This is a genomic window from Nonomuraea sp. NPDC050227 (genome assembly GCF_044459705.1).
Lineage (GTDB): Bacteria > Actinomycetota > Actinomycetes > Streptosporangiales > Streptosporangiaceae > Nonomuraea.
Genome location: NZ_JBITJF010000008.1, coordinates 405,764 through 423,911, shown reverse-complemented (window position 1 = coordinate 423,911; position 18,148 = coordinate 405,764). Strand labels below are relative to the sequence as shown.

Below are 18,148 nucleotides of genomic sequence, written 5' to 3'. Positions count from 1 at the left end.
CGTGACAGGCAAGGCGCAGCCGTCGAGGGCGCGTCCCGTCTGGGTGGCGGGCGCCCTCGCCGTGCTGGCCCTCACGATGGTCGCCGGGCTGCTCGGCGGCGCGGCGGACATCTCGCCGTGGCAGGTGGTCCTCCAGGTGGCGGACTGGTTGCCGTTCGTCTCGGCCGACTCGGGCCTCGCGCCGGTCGAGCAGGGCCTGCTGTACGAGCTGCGCCTGCCCAGGGTGCTCGTCGCCGCGGTCGTGGGCGGCCTGCTGGCCATGGCCGGCGCCGGGTACCAGGGCGTGTTCCGCAACCCGCTGGCCGACCCGTACCTGCTGGGGGCCGCCTCCGGCGCCGGGCTGGCCACGACGCTGGCCATCGTGCTGCTGCCCGGCGCGAGCGCGAGCATCCCCGTCGCCGCCTTCGCCGGGGCGGTGGGCGGGGTGTTCCTGGCGTACACGCTGGGCAACGCGGCCGGCCGCTCCGGCGGCGGCACCGGTGGCGGCACCGCGACATTGGTGCTGGCCGGGGTCGCGGTCACGTCGTTCCTGACCGCGATCCAGACGTTCGTCCAGCAGCTCAAGGTCGAGGAGCTGGAGCGCATCTACTCCTGGATCCTCGGCGACGTCGGCGGCGGATGGGACCAGCTCCTGCTGGTGCTGCCGTACGCCGCGGTCTCCTCCGTCCTGCTCCTGCTGCACGGCCGGATGCTGGACGTGCTCAGCGTCGGCGACGAGGAGGCCGGCAGCCTCGGCGTACGGGCCGGGCGGGTGCGCCTGACCGTCCTCGTGGCCGCCTCGCTGGCCACCGCGTCGGCCGTGGCGGTCAGCGGGCTCATCGGGTTCGTCGGCGTGGTCGTGCCGCACGTCGTCCGGCGGCTGGCGGGCGGCTCGTACCGGATCGTGCTGCCGCTGTCGCTGATCGGCGGCGCGGCCTTCCTCGTGGCGGCCGACCTCATCGCCCGTACCGTGATCGCGCCGGCCGAGCTGCCCATCGGGGTCGTCACGATGTTCGTCGGGGCGCCGTTCTTCGTCGGCGTCCTGCGCATGACCAGGCGGGTGGCCACGTGATCGGCGTACGGGCCCTGTCGGTGCGCCTGGGCGAGCGCGACGTGCTGACCGGCGTCGACGCGCACGTGCGGCGCGGCGAGTGGCTGGCGATCATCGGGCCCAACGGCGCGGGCAAGTCCACGCTGCTCAAGACCGTCATGGGCGCGATCGTCCCGCACCAGGGAGAGATCGTGCTCGACGAGCGCCCGCTCGCCGCGCTCAAGCCCCGCGAGCGCGCCAGGCTGCTGGCCTACGCCCCGCAGACGCCCGCCCTGCCGCCCGACATGACGGTCTTCGACTACGCCCTGCTGGGGCGCACGCCGTACATCCCCTACCTGGGACGGGAGAGCCGGCACGACCGCGAGGTGACCGGGTCCGTGCTGGACCGGCTGGACCTGACCTCCTTCGCCGGACGCCGCGTCGGCGAGCTGTCCGGCGGCGAGCGCCAGCGCGTCGTGCTGGCCAGGGCGCTGGCCCAGCAGGCCCCCGTGCTGCTGCTCGACGAGCCCACCACCGCGCTCGACCTCGGCCACCAGCAGCAGGTGCTGGAACTGGTCGACCGCCTGCGCCGCGCCGACGGCCTGACCGTCGTCACCACCCTGCACGACCTGACCGTCGCCGGCCTGTACGCCGACTCCCTGATGCTGCTGGCCGACGGCCACGCCGCCGCCACGGGCCGCCCCGAACAGGTGCTCACCGAGGCGCTGATCGGACGGCACTTCGACGCCCGTGTCAAGATCGAGCCGGGCCCCGACGGGCGGCCCGTGGTGCACCTGGTGCGAGGTGGGACGTGAAGCTGACCTATCGCGTGGAGGAGGGGGCCCGGCTGGGGTCCCTGCTGTGGGAGTTCGGGCCCGGCTTCCGGATGATCTCCTCGGCCATGCTCGGCGGCGGCATCGGCCCCCGCGAATGGGTGCTGAACGCCCAGGTCGTGGCCGGTTACGCGCGCATGGACCCGGTGGACCACCTGGTCGAGCTGGGCCCGTCCGGCCCCGGCGTCGGCATGCTGACCGCCGCCTCCGTCGACCGGTACGTGCGGGCCGCCGACGGGGGAGCCGAGGCCGTGGCCACCGTCGGGCTGCGCGTCCCCACCTGGGCCGCCGCCCCCGAGGGCGCCGCCGACCCCGAACTCGCCCCCATGCGGGCGGGCACCGTCAACATCGTCACCGTCCTGCCCGTCGCCATGACCGACGCCGCCCTGGTGAACCTGGTCATGACGGTCACCGAGGCCAAGACCCAGGCGCTGATCGAGGCCGGCTACCCCTGCACGGGCACCGCCTCGGACGCCGTCTGCGTGGTGGTGCCGCAAGACGGCCCCGAGCAGCTCTTCGGCGGCCCCCGCTCGGAGTGGGGCGCCCGCGCGGCCCGCGCCGTCCACACCGCCGTCCGCCGCGGCGCCGAGGCGTGGCGCCCCGGTGACTACAGGTGACGATTTTGGGGGAAGTAGCATGTGGACAAGGGCGTGACTCCCGATACTGAGTGGGTGACCGCATTGGCGATCGAACCGACGACGAGGCGCACCGTTCTTCCCGGCGCGCCGCCGTTCACAGTCGACGACCTGCTCAGGTTCCCCGACGACGGGAACCGCTACGAGCTCTTCAACGGGAGTCTGGTAGTGAGTCCTGCCCCCACCCCCCCGCACCAGGATGCGATCTTCCTGCTTCAGACGATCCTGCACCGCGCCCTGCCGGCGCAGCTGAAGGTGTACTCGACCGTCAACGTCCGAGCCTCGGAGAGAGACCTCTTCATCCCGGATCTGGCCGTCGTCACCAGAGACAAGGCCAGAAACGTCAAGCTCGTCTTCGAGGCCGCCGACGTCCTGCTGGCCGTGGAGGTGGTCAGTCCGAGCACCAAGACGCATGACCGGGGCAACAAGGCGGCCGCCTACGCCGCTGCGGGAATCCCCGCATACTGGCGCATCGAACTCGATGAGGGGCCTTCTCTCTACGTGTATGAGCTCGACGGCGGCTCCTATCGTGAACCCGTCGCCCACAAGGCCGGCACGATGGTGAGTCTGTCGTCACCCTGCCCGGTCAGCTTCGATCCCGAGGAACTGGTCGACTACTGAAGCCGTAGTCGGTCGCGGCGCCTTCGGGGGTGATGTGGCCGGACTCCAGGTCGGCCAGGATCGCCGCCGGGTCCCTTTCCGACGGGGGGCCGAGGCCGCCGCCGCCCGTGGTCTCCACGACGAACGCCTCGCCCGCCGCGAACCGCACGTTGTTGACCTTCGAGGCCAGGCGTTCCACCCGCCCGTCCAGGTGGCGCTTGTGGAAGCCGCCCACCCTGCCGGGCAGGCCGCCGTCCCGGCCCGGGGGCGGGAGGCGCAGGCGGTCGCCGCGGGTGGTGACGTGGCAGTCGGCCAGGAAGCGGTAGACGGTACGCGAGCCGAGCCCGCCCCGGAAGCGGCCGGGGCCGCCGGAGTCGGCGATCGTCCCGACCGACTCCACGATCAGCGGGCAGCGGCTCTCCACCGGCTCGGCCTGCGGCACCGAGTTGCGGCCGATGCCGAAGTGCACGCCCGTCGCGTCCGGCCCGTCCAGCCCCTGCCGGGCGCCCACCCCGCCGAAGTCGTAGGACAGATGGATCCAGTACGGCGCGCCCACCGCCGCGATCGAGAACGGCTGGAGGATCCCGCTGGCCGCGATCGCGCGGTCCGGCATCGCGTCCGACATCGCCTGGAACACCGCTTCCATGGCGGCGTAGATGGGGACGTACCGGCCGCCGCACGGATACGGCGAACGGGCGTTCAGCAGGGAGCCCTCCGGCAGGACGACCTCGATCGCGCGCAGGCAGCCGTCGTTCATCGGGATCGTCGGGTCCAGGAAGCAGCGCACCGCGAAGACGGCCGCCGCCAGCGACTGCGACGCCGAGGCGTTGATCGCGGCGGGCACCTGCGGCCCGGTGCCGGTGAAGTCGAGGACGGCCGCGTCCCCGCCGAGCGTGACGGCGACCCGTACGTGGTGCGCCACCCCCGGCCGCACCCCGTCGTCGTCGATCGGGTACGACGCCTCGAACCGTCCCCGGGGCAGCTCCGCCAGCGCCGCGCGGGTCCTGGTCTCGGTGTGGTCCAGGTAGTCCTCGACGCCCGCGGCCAGGCCCGCCACGCCGTACTCGGCCATCAGGGCCTCCACGCGGGCGGCGGCCACCGCCGTCCCGGCCACCAGCGCCCGCACGTCGCCCATGACCTTGTCGGGCGTGCGGCTGTTGGCCCGCAGGACGGCCTCCACGGCCGGTTCGAGGCCGTCCCGGGTGGCCAGGCGGACCGGCGGGAGCTGGAGCCCTTCGAGGAAGATGTCGGTGGCCAGCGGCGCCATGCCGCCGGCCGACAGCCCGCCCAGGTCGGAGACGTGGATCATGGTGGCGGTGAAGTACGCCGGGACCCCGCCGGCGAACACCGGCCGGTAGACCAGCAGGTCGTTGGTGTGCACGCCGCCCCGGTAGGCATCGTTGAGCGCGTACGCCTCGCCGGGCCGCATGGTGTGCGGCGGGACGTCCTTCAGCAGCTCGGGCAGCGCGACCTTCAGGGCCATGCTGTTCATCAGCGTGGTCGCCATGGACTGCGCGACCAGGCGGCCCCCGGCGTCCAGGATCGCCGCCGAGGCATCGGAGCCCTCCACGATGAACGTCGAGTACGCCGACCGCACCACCACGATGCTGGCCTCCTCGGCGGCCACGACCAGCGCGTTCCTCAGCACCTCGGCGGTCAGGGCGTCGTTCACGCGGCGCCCTCCAGGGTCAGGAGCACCGCGCCCGACGGGCCGGCCGCCGCCCGCCAGCCGGGCGGGACGACGATCGTGGACTCGGCGTCCTCGACGATCGCCGGGCCGCGCACCCGGTCCAGCGTCCGCCGGGTGTGCACGGGGACGTCGAGCCACCCGCCGGCCTCGGGGAAGTACGCCCTCCTGCGGCTCTCCGCGTCCCCACCAGACCCGGGTGCGGCGGGCGTGGCAGGCGCGGCGGGCGTGGCGGCGTCGGTGACGCGGACGCGGTAGCTGACCAGCTCGATCTCCCCCTGCTGGACAATCCCATACACCTGCGCATATTTCGCGAAGAACCGCGACGCCAGCTCCTCCCGCGACTCCGCCCAGTCCACGGTCAGGTCGTGCGACTGGCCCTTGAACCGCACGTCCACCGACCGGGCCACCCGCACCCGGGCGACGCCCAGGTCGGCGGCGGCGTCGGCGGCCAGCGCGGCGAAGACCTCCTCCGGGTCGCCCGCGTCCAGCCGCGACAACACCCGGTCCGTCGAGAGCGCCCCCGCCAGCAGCCCGGCCGCCGAGGCCACCCCGCAGTACGCGGGCACCACCACCGTCGCGATCCCGAACCGCCGCGCCACCCCGGCCGCGTGCATCGGCCCCGCGCCGCCGAACGCCACCAGCGCGAACCCCCGCGGGTCGATCCCGCGCTGGACCGTCACCACGTGCACGGCCGCGGCCATCGAGGCGTTGACGATCTCGTGCACGGCGTGCGCCGCCTCCTCCCGGGACACCCCGAGCGGCCCGGCCAGCCGGTCCACGGCCTTGGCCGCGAGCGGCGCCGACAGCGGCATCGAGGCCGAGGAGAGATAGCCGAGCACGAGGTCGGCGTCGGTGACCGTCGGCTCGCCGCCGCCGAGCCCGTAGCAGGCGGGACCGGGGGAGGAGCCCGCCGACCGGGGCCCGACGCGCAGCGCGCCCGCCGGGTCCAGCCACGCGATGCTGCCCCCGCCCGCGCCGACCTCGGCCAGGTCGATGGCCGGCGTCTTGATCGGCACGCCGGTGCCCGCCCGCCGGCCGCCGAAGCTGCCCTTGCCGCCCACGTGGAACTCGTGGGTGATCTCCGGACGTCCCCCGCGCACCACGCACGCCTTGGCCGTCGTGCCGCCCATGTCGAACGAGATCACGTCCGGCAGCCCGGTCGCGGCCGCCGCCAGCACCCCGGCGGCCGGGCCCGACTCGATGGTGGACACCGCGCGCCGGGCCGCCAGCTCGGCCGAGACGACCCCGCCGCCGGACTCCATGACGTGCACGGGCGCGTCGATGCCGATCGCGGCCAGGCGCTCGCGCAGGCGCGACAGGTAGGAGGTCATCAGCGGGCCGATGTAGGCGGACATGATGGTGGTGGTGGCGCGCTCGTACTCGCGGATCTCGGGCCAGATCTCGCAGGAGGCCACCACGTGCGGCACGTGCTCGCGCAGGATCGCCGCGGTCCGCCGTTCGTGGGCGGGCTCGGCGTAGGAGTGCAGCAGGCAGACGGCCGCCGAGGTGATGCCGCGCCGGGCGATCTCCGCGGCGGCCCGCCGTACCGAGCCGGGGTCCAGGGGGGTGAGCACGGCGCCGCGGGCCGAGACGCGCTCGTCCACCTCGAAGCAGTCGCCGGGCGCGACCGGGGGAGGGGGCGGCGTGAAGCGCAGGTCGTACCGGTCCTCCTCCACGCGGGCGTGACGGCCGAGCGGGACGGCGGCGCGGAAGCCCCGGGTGGTCACGAACGCCACCCGCGCGCCGGTGCGTTCGAGCACCGCGTTGGTCGCCAGCGTGGTGGCGTGCACGACCCGGGTGACCCGGGCGGGGTCCACGGATCCGAGCGCGCGAGTAACGCCGGTGAGTATGCCCGCGATGGGGTCGTCGTGGGTGCTCAGACACTTGGCCACGGCGGTGACCCCGCCGGGGCCGCTCAGGACCACGTCGGTGAAGGTGCCGCCGACGTCGACGCCGATCGCGAACCCCATCCCGGTACGGTAGATCCCCGAGCAAGCGCTTGTCTATGTATCGATCTCTTGACTTACGGCATCTGATTGGGAACCTGGATCTATTCAGTGTTTGGAGCCAAGATGGCGCGCATCACAGCTCTGGCGGGCGGCGTGGCGGCGGCGCTCGTGCTGCTCGCGATCCCCGCCGCTCTCCCCGCCGCGGCCCACAACCATCCCAGCGGGATCACCGATCTGGTGACGCCGGCCGTGGTGCGGGTGGAGGCGGTGTCCCATGTGGAGATCACCCTGCTCGACCACATCGGCGAGCTGAAACACGTGGAGCGCTCCTACGACATCCCGTTCGCCTCGGGCACGGGGACCGTCGTCAACCCCGAGGGCGACGTCGTCACGCTCAGGCGCAACGCCGTCAACCCCGATGACGTCGCCGTCTACGCCGCCAACAAGATCTTCGCCGAGCACCACAAGGTGAAGATCCCGCTCGACTACCAGAAGCACAAGCTCAAGGACGACCTGCTCGACCACCACCTGCAGGAGTGCTACCCGCCCAAGACCAGCACCGCCACCTGCATCATCGACGTGACCACCGACATCACGGTGTTCACCAACGTCTCGCCGCCCGGCCAGGGCCTGAAGTACAAGTGCATCAAGGCCGGCAAGACCCCCGACACGCCCGCCGTGCTGGTCCCGCTCACGCCCGCCGCCGGCAGCGTCGGCATGCCGACCGCGCCGCTCGCCGACAAGGTGCCCGAGCAGGAGGGCTCGCCGACCAACGTGGCAGGCTTCCTCGGCCGGCCGGGGCCCGGCGTCCAGGAGACCGTGCAGATCGCCCACCTGGCCAAGGGCGGGCAGGCCGGCGTGTCCGGCAGGCCGTTCGCCGACCCGGAGAAGAAGGTGGACGAGCCGGTCAAGCTGGGCGCCCTGGTCGACCAGGGCCTGGCCGGCGCGCCGGTGATCGGCGACAAGGACGGGCACGTCATCGGCATGCTCATCGGCGGCGGCAAGACGGCCGCCATGCTGGGCGTCAGGGAGATCACCGCCACCCTGGCCGCGGCCAAGGTCGCGCCGCGCAGGGGCGCGATCGACACCGCCTTCGAGGCCGCGCTGACCCGCTACCACACCAGGTACTACACCGAGGCGGCGCCGGGCTTCCAGCGCGTCCTGGAGCTCTACCCCGGCAACGTGGTGGCCGCCACGCTGCTCAAGACGTCGCTGGCCAAGCGCGGCGGCCCCGAGGACCAGGGCACCAAGCAGGCGGCGGCGCCCCCGTCGCGCTCCACGCCGCTGTGGCCGTTCCTGGTGGCGGGCGGGCTGCTGCTCATCGCCGGGGCCGGCCTGGTGTTCCTGCTGTGGCGGCGGCGGGCCCCGGAGAGACCGGTCGAGCTGCCGGAGACCCTGCCGGTGCCCTCGCCCTTCGACGAGGGCGCGAGCCAGACCGTCGTCGTGCGCCGCTCGCAGCCGTTCCAGGCGGTCCCGCAACAGCAGCAGGTGATGACCGCCCCCGACTCGCCGCCGGTCAAGTACTGCACCTCGTGCGGCATGAGGCTCGGCCCGGCCCATCGTTTCTGCGGCTACTGCGGCCATCCCATCGAGACGTGATGCAATTGAACGACAGATCGCTCATCGGCCAGGAGGTGGCCGGGTACTACATCGAGGACATCGTCGGCAAGGGCGGCATGGCCGTCGTCTACCTGGCGCTCGACCCCCGGCTCAGCCGCCGCGTGGCGTTGAAGATCCTCAACCCGGTGCTCTCCGTGGACGACAGGTTCCGCCAGCGCTTCATCCTGGAGTCCAGGACGGTCGCCAGCATCGAGCACCCCAACATCATCCCCATCTACGAGGCCAACGCCGACGCCGACGGCGTGCTCTACATCGCCATGCGCTACGTGGACGGCCTCGACCTGCGCCGGCTCATCTACGACCGGGGCCCGCTGCCGCTCGCCCAGGCCAGCCAGATCTTCGCCCAGACGGCCGCCGCGCTCGACGCCGCGCACGCCCACGACCTGATCCACCGCGACGTGAAACCGGCCAACATCCTGCTGGCCGGCGACCACGTCTACCTGACCGACTTCGGCATCACCAAGCACCGCTCGTCGATCTCCGGCCTGACCCAGACCGACCAGTTCATCGGCACGCCCCGGTACATGTCGCCCGAGCAGATCAACAAGGAGCACATCGACGGCCGGTGCGACCAGTACGCGCTGGCCTGCGTGGTCTACGAGGCGCTGAGCGCGCGGCTGCCGTTCCAGCGGGAGAACGACATCGCGCTGCTGTGGGCGCACCTGGCCGAGCAGCCCGCGCCGCTGTCGCAGCTGCGTCCCGAGCTGCCGCCGCAGGTGGACGTCGTGATGGCGCGCGCGCTGGCCAAGGCGCCCGAGCAGCGCTACGCCACCTGCGTCGAGTTCGTGACCGCGCTGCGCGACGCGATCAGCGGCCAGGAGGCCGAGCCGGGCGGCCGGCACCCGTCGGGGCCCCATCTGGTCCCGCACGCCGTCCCGCGCACCGGCCCGCACGCGGCGCCGGTCCCGGGAGCGGCGGCGGGTCCACAGGCAGGCCCGCGTACGGGGCCTCAGGCCGTCCCACAGACAGGACCGCAGCAGAGCCCGTACGCGGTGCCCGGCACGGGCCCGCACGGCCTGGGGCAGCCCTCGGGGCCGCACGAGGACCATTCCCGGCGCGCGGCCCCCACCCATCCCACGGCTCCGGCCAGGCGGCCGGGGCGGCTGCCGATCGTGGCGGTCACCCTGGTGGCCGCCGCGGCCGCGCTGACGCTGGTCGCGATGATCATCTTCAACCACCGCGGCGACACCTGGTCGCGCTACGCCGCCAGCGCCGCCGCCCCGCTGGCCTTCGAGTACCCCGGCGACTGGACCGCGCGCACCCACCAGGACCTGTTCGCCGTGGCCTCGCCGCACGCCACCGAGTTCGAGTCGCTGTTCGTGGCCGGTCCGGGCGCCGACTGGTCGGCGATCTCCCAGATCGTCGCCGACGACCCCGACAGCGCCGTGGGGGTGTACGTCCAGGTCTCCGACACCCTCGACGCGGGCGGCGACTCCGAGCAGATGAAGAGCAAGATGGACAACCTGCTGCCCGGCCAGGTGGACCTGGGCAAGCCGGTCCAGGACCAGGCGGGCAGCAGCCCGGCCACCCGCTTCGACGGCGTGCTGCACGACCCGGCCGGCGGCACCCGGCTCGGATTCGTCAGCTACGTCATCGACCGTCAGCCCAAGACCATGCTCGTGATGTACTTCTGCGCCAAGAACACCTGCGACGACGCCGTCCAGACGCGCATCAGGCAGAGCGTGCGCCCTTCGTAGACTTGTAACTGACTTGTGCCCGGCTTGACCTGGGTGTCCAAGCCGGGCATCGGCCGTCTACCCTCCGCCTGTGGGCATACGAATCGTCATCGCCGACGACCAGGCGATGGTCAGGGCCGGGTTGCGCATGGTCGTCGAGAGCGACCCCGGCATGGAGGTCGTCGGCGAGGCCGGCGACGGACGCGAGGCCATCGCGGTGGCCCGCCGCACCAGACCCGACATCGTCCTGATGGACATCTCCATGCCTCGGCTCGACGGGCTGGCCGCGGCCAAGGAGCTGCTGGACACGCCCTCGCCGCCCAAGGTCATCACGCTCACGACGTTCGACACCGACGAGAACCTCTACGCCGCGCTGCGCGCCGGCACCAGCGGGTTCCTGCTCAAGGTGTCGCCGCCCGAGCAGCTGCTGGAGGCGATCAGGGTGGTGCACGCCGGCGACGCGCTGCTCGACCCGGCCGTGACCAGCCGGGTCATCGCCACGTTCGCCGGTCGCGCCGACCCCACGCCCTCGCCGATGCTGGCCGAGCTGACGCCGCGCGAGCTGGAGGTGCTGCGGCTGCTGGCCAGGGGGCTGACGAACGCCGAGATCGCCAGGGACCTGTACGTCGGCGAGGCCACGGTCAAGACGCACGTGGCCAGGGTGCTGATGAAACTGTGCCTGCGGGACCGGGCCCAGGCGGTCGTCTTCGCCTACGAATCAGGGGTTGTGCGCCCTGGTGCGGCCTGAGGTTTGACGGACAGGGGGGTACGTATGTGTATATTTTCCGTGAGAAGGCGGTAGCAACAGGAGATATTTCATGCCATCGTTCCCCCGGGTGCTGTTCGACGAGGCCCACAGCGAGTCGTGGACCATCCGCCGCGAGGTCGCCGAGACCATCAATCCCGCCCATCCCGACGACAACAGCTACGCGCGCGCGGCAGCCGCGCTGCGCCATCTGGGGCACGACGTGCTCGCCCACACCGAAGGCGCCCTGACGGCCGGGGCGCTGTCCGGCCAGGACGTCCTGGTGATCGCCCACCCGTCCGGCGACCGGTGGGAGCGCACCACCGGCCACGGCAGCCCCGTCTTCGCCGCCGACGAGCTGGACGCCGTCGAGTCGTTCGTGGCCGAGGGCGGCGGGCTCGTGGTGCTGGCCGAGGAGGAGCAGGACAAGTACGGCAACAACGTCGCCGAGCTGCTCGCCCGCTTCGGCGTCGGCGTCGGTCACACGACCGTGCGCGACCCGAGGAACGCCCACCGCGAGGTCGCCACCTGGGTGCTCGCCGAGCGCGCCACGGGCGACGGCGTGCTGGCCGGCGTCCAGCGGGCCTGCTTCTACCGTTCGGGCGTCCTGACCGCCCCCGAGGAGGCGACGGTGCTGTTCGCCACCTCGGCCACCGCCGACCCGGCGGGCGCGCCGCTGGCCGTCGCCCTGCGGCACGGCAAGGGCCGGGTCGTCGTGTTCGCCGACTCCGACCTGTTCGGCGACGACTCGATCGAGGACTACGACCACCGCAGGCTCTGGGGCAACGTGATCACCTGGGCCGCCCGCGTCCCCGGCGGCGACGAGGCCGCCGGATCCCGGGACGAGGCCAAGGCCGCGCTGTTCGCCCGGCTCAAGGAGGCCGTGGAGGAGCTGCGCCCGCTGCAGGTCAAGGACGGCTCGGTGCCGGAGGACAAGGAGCGGGCCAAGGCGCTGGTCGCCGAGATCGGCCGCCGCGTGGGCGACATCGCGCCCTACTTCCCCCATGACGCCGCCTACCTCCAGGCCGTCCAGGACGACCTGGCCGCCTGGGCCGAGCAGGACCTCGGCGTGCCCGACTTCCTGCGCGCCCTGGACCTCTTCCACCCCGACACCCAGCGCGTGGACGGCCTGGAGCACGTCGTGGTGTTCCCCATGTACACCCAGAACGGCAACCTCAGCCGCAACCTCGAAGCCGTCTGGATCCGCACCATCTGGCCCGACTGGCTGGCCCGGCTGGAGGCCGGCGGCTACGACAACCCGATGTTCGTGCCGATCGCGTTCGAGGACTTCACCTCCGGCTACGACACCCACTCGGCCGTGCTGTTCCCCGAGACGGTCGCGGTAAGCCAGGCGCCGGCCCGCTTCACCTGGGGCGGCATCTTCGCCGACCGCGAGTCCGCCCGGTTCCGCCGGGTCTCGGCGGCGGCCGCCGCCACGCTCCGGCTCGACCTGCCGCCGGACGCCGCCCGCCTGCTGGACTCCCAGCAGCTCGCCCAGGACACGTTCGTGCTGTGGGACCTGATCCACGACCGCACGCACAGCCACGGCGACCTGCCGTTCGACCCGTTCATGATCAAGCAGCGGATGCCGTACTGGCTGTACTCGCTGGAGGAGCTGCGCTGCGACCTGACGGCGTTCGGCGAGGCCGTGGAGCTGGAGGGCAAGGGCGTGCCGCACGCCCGGTACGTGCAGCTCGCCATCCTGTTCGACCGGCTGTTCAGGTTCCCGGTCACCGGTGACCGGGTGCGCAACTACGACGGGCTCGGCGGCCAGCTGCTCTTCGCGTACCTGCACCGCAACGACATCGTCCGCTGGACCGACAACCGGCTCACGATCGACTGGGAGCGGGTCGCGGACGGCGTGGCCGACCTGCGGGGCGAGGTCGAGAAGTTGTACCGCGACAGCATCGACCGGTCCAAGCTGGCCCACTGGCTGGCCGCGCACGAGCTGGTCAGCGCGTACGTGCCGCCGGCCCCCGGCTCGGTGTGGGCCAAGGGCGTCCAGGCCCTGCCCGAGGAGCAGAAGGCCAAGGTGGACGCGGTGCTGCCGGACGAGTTCCCGCTCAGCATGTTCTACGAGGCCCTGCGCCGTAAGCTGACAGACGTGGTCGAGTCGACTAAGGGGATCCGCGCATGATCATCCTGGTGACGGGGGCCGGCGGCCCCACCGGGGAAGCCGTTTCCGAGCACTTCCGCAAGCAGGGGCACACCGTGATCGGGGTCGACAAGGACGACGTCGACCTGCTCGACCGCGCGGCCGTCCAGGACCTCGCGGCCCGGATCGACGCCGAGCACGGCCGGGTCGACGGCGTGGTCCACCTGGTGGGCGGCTGGCGCGGCTCGCGCACGTTCGCCGACACCCGCCTGGAGGACTGGGACGCCCTGCACGACCTGCTGATCCGCACGCTCCAGCACGTGTCGCTGGCCTTCGAGCCGCTGCTGCGCAAGAGCGACAACGGCCGGTTCGTGATCATCTCCGCCAAGGCCGCCCAGCGGCCCACGGCGGGCGGCGCGGCCTACGCGGCGGCCAAGGCGGCCTCGGAGGCGTGGACGCTGTCCCTGGCAGACGCGCTGTCCGGCACGAACGCGGCAGCGGTCATACTGGTGGTGAAGGCCCTGGTCAACGACGCGATGAGGGCCGCCAAGCCGGAGGCGAAGTTCCCCGGCTTCACCGACGTCGGCGACCTGGCGGCGGCGATCGCCGGTCTCTACGACCGCCCCGCCGCAGACATCAACGGCACCCGATTGGACCTCACTTCTTGATCCCCCGGCACGACCCCCAGCTCAAGGCGTTCGCCAGCGACAACTACGCCGGCGTGCACCCGGAGATCCTCCAGGCCATCGTCCAGGCCAACGGCGGTCACCAGATCGCCTACGGCGACGACGTCTACACCGAGGCGCTGCAGCAGGTCTTCCAGCGGCACTTCGGCGACGGGGCGCGGGCCTGGCCGGTCTTCAACGGCACGGCGGCCAACGTGGTCTCGCTGCGCGCGATGACCGCCCACTGGGAGGCGGTCATCTGCGCCGAGAGCGCCCACATCCACACCGACGAGGGCGGCGCCCCCGAGGTGGCGGGCGGCATCAAGCTGCTCACCGTACCCACGCCCGACGGCAAGCTCACCCCCGAGCTGATCGACCGCCAGGCGTGGGGCTTCGGCGACGTGCACCGGGCCCAGCCCAAGGTGGTGTCCATCTCCAACACCACGGAGTGGGGCACCGTCTACACGCCCGAGGAGATCGCCGCGATCTGCGCCCACGCGCACGAGCTCGGCCTGCTCGTCCACCTCGACGGCTCGCGGCTGACCAACGCCGCGGCCGCGCTCGACGTGCCGATGCGGGCCCTGACCACCGACGCGGGCGTGGACGTGCTCTCCTTCGGCGGCACCAAGATCGGCCTGCTGTACGGCGAGGCCGTCGTGGTGCTCAACCCGTCGGCGGCCACCGGCGTCGACTACATCCGCAAGACGTTCATGCAGCTGTCGTCCAAGATGCGGTTCGTCTCGGCGCAGTTCGAGGCGCTGCTCTCGGGCGACCTGTGGCTGCGCAACGCGCGGCAGGCCAACGCCATGGGGCGGCGGCTGGCCGAGGCCGTGGGGCGCATCCCGGGCGTCACGCTGCCCCGGCCCGTGGAGGCCAACGCGGTCTTCGCGATCCTGCCGGCGGACGTCACCGAGCGGCTGCAGAAGCGCTTCCGGTTCTACACCTGGAACGAGGCGACCGGCGAGGTGCGCTGGATGTGCGCCTTCGACACCACCGAGGCGGACGTCGACGCGTTCGCGGCGGCGGTCGCCGAGGAGATGCGAGCCTGACCGGCGGTCAGGAGGCGTGCCGCTCCGCCTGCGTGGCCAGGCGGGCGGCCTGCCAGCCGCCCATCCCGTGCACGCCGGGCCCCGGCGGCGTCGAGGACGAGCAGAGGAACACCCCCGGCAGCGGGGTGCGCCACGGCGCGGCCGACCAGACCGGCCGCCGCACGAGCTGGACCAGGTCGTTCAGCCCGCCGCCGATGTCGCCGCCGACCAGGTTGGGGTTGCCCGCCTCCAGGGCGGCGGGGCCGGTGGCGTGCCTGGCCAGCACCCGGTCGCGGAAGCCGGGCGCGTACCGCTCGATCTGGGCCTCGACGGCGTCCGTCATGTCCGCCGCCGAGCCGTTGGGGACGTGGCAGTAGGCCCACAGCGTGTGCCCGCCCCTGGTCGGATCGGCCGCGTACGGCTGCACGACCAGCACGTACGGGCGGGGCGAGTGCCGTCCGGCGGCGACCTCCGCCTCGGCGAGCGCGATCTCCTCCAGCGTCCCGCCCAGGTGCACGGTCCCGGCCCGCGCGACCTCCGGGTCACGCCAGGGCACCGGGCCGTCGAGCGCCCAGTCCAGCTTGAAGACACCGGGCCCGTACCGGTAGCGGCGCAGGCCGCGGCGGTAACCGGCGGGCAGGTCGGCCATCGCGAGGAACTGCCGGGGCGTCACGTCGAGCACCACCGTCCGGGCGTCGAGCTCGTCGAGCCGCTCGACCCGGTGGCCGGTCACCGCCTCGCCGCCCAGCGACCGCAGCTCGGCCACCAGGGCGTCGGCCAGCACCTGCGAGCCGCCGCGCACGACCGGCCAGCCCACCAGGTGGGCCAGCGCCCCGAGCACCAGCCCGTAACCGGCGCTGACGGGGGAGCGCAGGTCCAGCATGGAGTGCGCGGCCAGCCCGGCCAGCAGCGCCCGCCCCTCGACGGTGCGCAGCGCCCCGCGGCCGAACGTCGTGGCCGGCAGCGCGGCCGCGGCCCCGAACCCGGCCGCCCGCGCGAACGTGCGCGGCCCGGCCCGCCACGGCCCGAGCGGGCTGAGCAGCACCTCCATGAGCGGGAACCCGGCCCGCGCCGCCGCCCCCGCGGTCGCCTGCCAGACCCGGCCGTCCCTGCCGAGCCCTTCGGCCGTACGGGCCGCGTCGCGGTGCAGCAGCACGGCCGGACGGTCGTCGAGCGGATGGGCCGCGGCCACTGGCGGATGGGCGAACTCGACCCCCTTGAGGCCGAGCGCCCGCATCGCCGGCGAGGCCAGCGCCATCGCCATCACGGTGGCGCCCAGGTCGTGCACCCGGCCGGGCAGCGTCAGCTCGCCGGAGCGCAGCCCGCCGCCGAACCGGTCGGCCGCCTCCAGCAGCAGCACCTCGCGCCCGGCGCGGGCCAGCATGACCGCGGCGATCAGCCCATTGGGGCCCGACCCCACGACGACCGTCTCAGCCCTTGCCGTGACCATGGCGCCCGCCCTTCCGCGCTCCGGGGCTCCAGCCTCTCACGCCGCCCCGCGCGGGGGTTCAGGAGGCCAGGATCGACGGGTACGGCTGCGCGCCCCGCTGCTTGAGCAGGTCGGTCATCAGCTTGATCTCACCGCTCTGCCCCTGGACGATCTTCTGGGCCATGCCGGCCACCTCGTCCCGCTTGGACAGCTTGAGCAGCCCCTCGGCCATCTCCACGCCGCCCTCGTGGTGGCGGATCATGAGCTGCAGGAACAGCACCTCGGCCTGGACGCCCTGCAGCTCTTTGAGCTTGGCCAGCTCCTGCGGCGAGGCCATGCCGGGCATCGCGCCCGCAGCCGTGCCCGGCGCCGTGCCCGCGGTCGCGGGCGTGGCGCCGTGGCCGTGGCCCGCCATCCAGGCCATCGGGCGCTGGTCGGTCGCCTGGTCGAGGCCCCACTGCTGCAACCAGCCCTGGAACATGCCGCGCTGGTTGGACTGCGTGGTGATGATGTCGAAGGCGAGGTTCCTGATCTCCTTGGCCGGGCCCTTGTCCCGGATGACGAACGCCATCTCCACGGCCTGCGCGTGATGCGTGGCCATGTCGCGGGCGAACCCGGCTTCGGGCGAGGAGTCCCCGGGCGTGGAGTCGCGGCCGAACAGCAGGAACGCCGCGGCGAGGAGCACCAGCACGGCGCAGACGATCAGAACGGGTTTTCTGGCGGGCTTTTCCATGGCCAGTCCAGCGTACCCATCCCCGCGCAAGCTGTGATCCGACGCTTATGCGCCTCTTATTCTCCGCATACGCCGGTAGGGCATAGGGTGACCGAAGTCAGGTACGCCGATGGAGGGACGATGACGAAGGAGAAGGCGCAGGCGCGGCGCGAGCATCTGCAGAAGATGCGGGCCGAGCAGCAGCGCAAACAACGCCGCGCCGCACTGCTCATGTGGGGGACGGGCGGTCTCATCGTCGTGCTCCTCGTCGGCGTGGTCGGCATCTACCTGGTCAACCAGGCGCGCGCGACCTCGCTCGACGCGGTGACCAACTACAAGTACGAGGCCGGCCAGCACGTCGCCAAGACGGTCACCTACAAGGAGACCCCGCCCGTCGGCGGCGAGCACAACAACTACTGGCAGCAGTGCGCGGTCTACGACAAGCCGATCCACAACGAGCACGCGGTGCACTCGCTGGAGCACGGCGCGGTCTGGATCACCTACCGCCCCGACCTGCCCAAGGCGCAGCTCGACGCGCTGAAGGACGTGGCCACCTCCACCGGCCAGCAGGACTACATGCTGGTCAGCCCCTACCCGGGCCTGCCGGCGCCGATCGTCGCCTCGACGTGGGGCCACCAGCTCAAGCTCCAGGACCCGTCCGACCCCAAGCTCCCGGCCTTCATCAAGAAGTACCAGAACGGCCGTGACACCCCCGAGCCGGGCGCCATCTGCGGCGGCCAGGACGCCATCACCACCACGTCCGACCAGGCCCCGCTGCCGCCCGCGCCGACGGGCAACACCCCGATGGAGACGCTGGCGCCCTCGCCCAGCCAGTCCAAGTAACTCCCCTTCGCGACACGTCGAGGGCCCGGCTCCGGCCGGGCCCTCGACGTGTGTCCGGGGGCTCGTGCTAGAGCTCGCCGACGAGCAGGCCGCGGCGCAGGCGGGCGTACTCCTCGAAGGAGATGCGGCCGTCGCCGTCGGCGTCGGCGCGCTGGAAGGCGGCCGAGAGCCCGTCGTCGCGGTTCCACAGCGTGCGGAACTCCGCGGCGGTGAGCTCGCCGTCGCCGTCGTGGTCGGCGAGGTCGAAGGTGGCGCGGAACATGGGGTTCAGCACGCCGTCGAGCGCGCCCGTGCGCACCAGCGCCTGGAAGGACTCGACGTACTCCTCCCTGCTGATCCGGCCGTCGTGGTCGGCGTCGAGGGCGTGCACGTGGACGTCCCAGGTGTCGAGGAACGCCGCCACGACCTTCTCGCCCTCGGGGCTGTCCGGCCGCGCGCCGGCCCGCCGGATGCGGTGGCGGGCCAGCGCGAGGTAGTCGTCCTTGGTCAGGAAGCCGTCGCCGTCGGTGTCGAGGTCGTCGAAGTTGCGTTCCGCGCTGCCGCGCAGGAGCACCGGATCCATCCAAGCCTCCGTCGTCACGGATCGTCATGGTCTCGCGACTCACCGTAACGCGCGGAT

Annotated in this window: 16 protein-coding genes; 11 read left to right on the top strand and 5 right to left on the bottom strand. The window is 72.8% G+C overall.

Translation table 11 applies throughout. The features are described from left to right. The first annotated feature begins 1 nt into the window (after window position 1). Genes ACIBK9_RS30985 through ACIBK9_RS30970 form a run of 4 tightly spaced genes read left to right on the top strand, consistent with a single transcriptional unit; the run spans window position 2 to window position 3,098 of the window. Entirely contained in the window at window positions 2–1,051 is a 1,050-nt protein-coding gene (locus ACIBK9_RS30985) for a FecCD family ABC transporter permease (RefSeq protein ID WP_397162310.1), read from the top strand. Further along, complete coding sequence (locus ACIBK9_RS30980) at window positions 1,048–1,824, top strand: ABC transporter ATP-binding protein (RefSeq protein WP_387665940.1); 777 nt, start codon at window positions 1,048–1,050, stop codon at window positions 1,822–1,824. The genes ACIBK9_RS30985 and ACIBK9_RS30980 overlap by 4 nt, the downstream gene beginning before the upstream one ends. After that, on the top strand, window positions 1,821–2,459 hold the full coding sequence (locus tag ACIBK9_RS30975) for an adenosylcobinamide amidohydrolase (protein ID WP_397162309.1): 639 nt from the start codon (window positions 1,821–1,823) through the stop codon (window positions 2,457–2,459). Before ACIBK9_RS30980 ends, ACIBK9_RS30975 begins: the two co-directional genes overlap by 4 nt. 21 nt (window positions 2,460–2,480) lie before the next feature. Next, window positions 2,481–3,098, top strand: a complete 618-nt coding sequence (locus ACIBK9_RS30970) for a Uma2 family endonuclease (RefSeq protein WP_397162308.1) — start codon at window positions 2,481–2,483, stop codon at window positions 3,096–3,098. Here the strand turns inward: ACIBK9_RS30970 and ACIBK9_RS30965 are convergent. Further along, entirely contained in the window at window positions 3,064–4,749 is a 1,686-nt protein-coding gene (locus ACIBK9_RS30965; protein ID WP_397162307.1) for a hydantoinase B/oxoprolinase family protein, read from the bottom strand. The genes ACIBK9_RS30970 and ACIBK9_RS30965 overlap by 35 nt on opposite strands. Further along, a complete protein-coding gene (locus ACIBK9_RS30960) occupies window positions 4,746–6,737 on the bottom strand; it encodes a hydantoinase/oxoprolinase family protein (RefSeq protein ID WP_397162306.1) in 1,992 nt (663 codons plus the stop codon). The genes ACIBK9_RS30965 and ACIBK9_RS30960 overlap by 4 nt, the downstream gene beginning before the upstream one ends. A 102-nt stretch (window positions 6,738–6,839) precedes the next feature. Here ACIBK9_RS30960 and ACIBK9_RS30955 point away from each other — a divergent pair, with 102 nt between their 5' ends. The 6 genes from ACIBK9_RS30955 (at window position 6,840) to ACIBK9_RS30930 (ending at window position 14,566) form a co-directional block, all read left to right on the top strand. After that, window positions 6,840–8,315 (top strand): hypothetical protein, encoded by a 1,476-nt coding sequence (locus ACIBK9_RS30955; protein WP_397162305.1) that lies wholly within the window; start codon window positions 6,840–6,842, stop codon window positions 8,313–8,315. Continuing rightward, entirely contained in the window at window positions 8,315–10,033 is a 1,719-nt protein-coding gene (locus tag ACIBK9_RS30950) for a serine/threonine protein kinase (RefSeq protein ID WP_397162349.1), read from the top strand. The genes ACIBK9_RS30955 and ACIBK9_RS30950 overlap by 1 nt, the downstream gene beginning before the upstream one ends. Window positions 10,034–10,103: 70 nt before the next feature. Continuing rightward, window positions 10,104–10,760: a response regulator transcription factor gene (locus ACIBK9_RS30945; RefSeq protein WP_125630960.1), complete on the top strand. Its 657-nt coding sequence runs from the start codon at window positions 10,104–10,106 to the stop codon at window positions 10,758–10,760. Window positions 10,761–10,830: 70 nt separating this feature from the next. Further along, the gene (locus tag ACIBK9_RS30940; protein ID WP_397162304.1) at window positions 10,831–12,894 is read left to right on the top strand and encodes a DUF6421 family protein; all 2,064 of its coding nucleotides are present in this window, start codon (window positions 10,831–10,833) and stop codon (window positions 12,892–12,894) included. After that, complete coding sequence (locus ACIBK9_RS30935; RefSeq protein WP_397162303.1) at window positions 12,891–13,520, top strand: SDR family NAD(P)-dependent oxidoreductase; 630 nt, start codon at window positions 12,891–12,893, stop codon at window positions 13,518–13,520. Before ACIBK9_RS30940 ends, ACIBK9_RS30935 begins: the two co-directional genes overlap by 4 nt. Continuing rightward, entirely contained in the window at window positions 13,517–14,566 is a 1,050-nt protein-coding gene (locus tag ACIBK9_RS30930) for a low specificity L-threonine aldolase (protein ID WP_352353523.1), read from the top strand. Before ACIBK9_RS30935 ends, ACIBK9_RS30930 begins: the two co-directional genes overlap by 4 nt. 7 nt (window positions 14,567–14,573) lie before the next feature. On the opposite strand, the gene ACIBK9_RS30925 is transcribed toward ACIBK9_RS30930, so the two are convergent. Then, the gene (locus tag ACIBK9_RS30925) at window positions 14,574–15,995 is read right to left on the bottom strand and encodes a phytoene desaturase family protein (RefSeq protein ID WP_397162302.1); all 1,422 of its coding nucleotides are present in this window, start codon (window positions 15,993–15,995) and stop codon (window positions 14,574–14,576) included. Between the two features lie 58 nt (window positions 15,996–16,053). Then, a complete protein-coding gene (locus ACIBK9_RS30920) occupies window positions 16,054–16,707 on the bottom strand; it encodes a DUF305 domain-containing protein (protein ID WP_397162301.1) in 654 nt (217 codons plus the stop codon). A gap of 120 nt (window positions 16,708–16,827) precedes the next feature. Here ACIBK9_RS30920 and ACIBK9_RS30915 point away from each other — a divergent pair, with 120 nt between their 5' ends. Then, a complete protein-coding gene (locus tag ACIBK9_RS30915) occupies window positions 16,828–17,529 on the top strand; it encodes a DUF3105 domain-containing protein (protein ID WP_358302375.1) in 702 nt (233 codons plus the stop codon). 67 nt (window positions 17,530–17,596) lie between these two features. Here ACIBK9_RS30915 and ACIBK9_RS30910 read toward each other — a convergent pair whose 3' ends face one another. Continuing rightward, a complete protein-coding gene (locus ACIBK9_RS30910) occupies window positions 17,597–18,091 on the bottom strand; it encodes an EF-hand domain-containing protein (RefSeq protein WP_387665967.1) in 495 nt (164 codons plus the stop codon). Window positions 18,092–18,148: the final 57 nt, after the last annotated feature.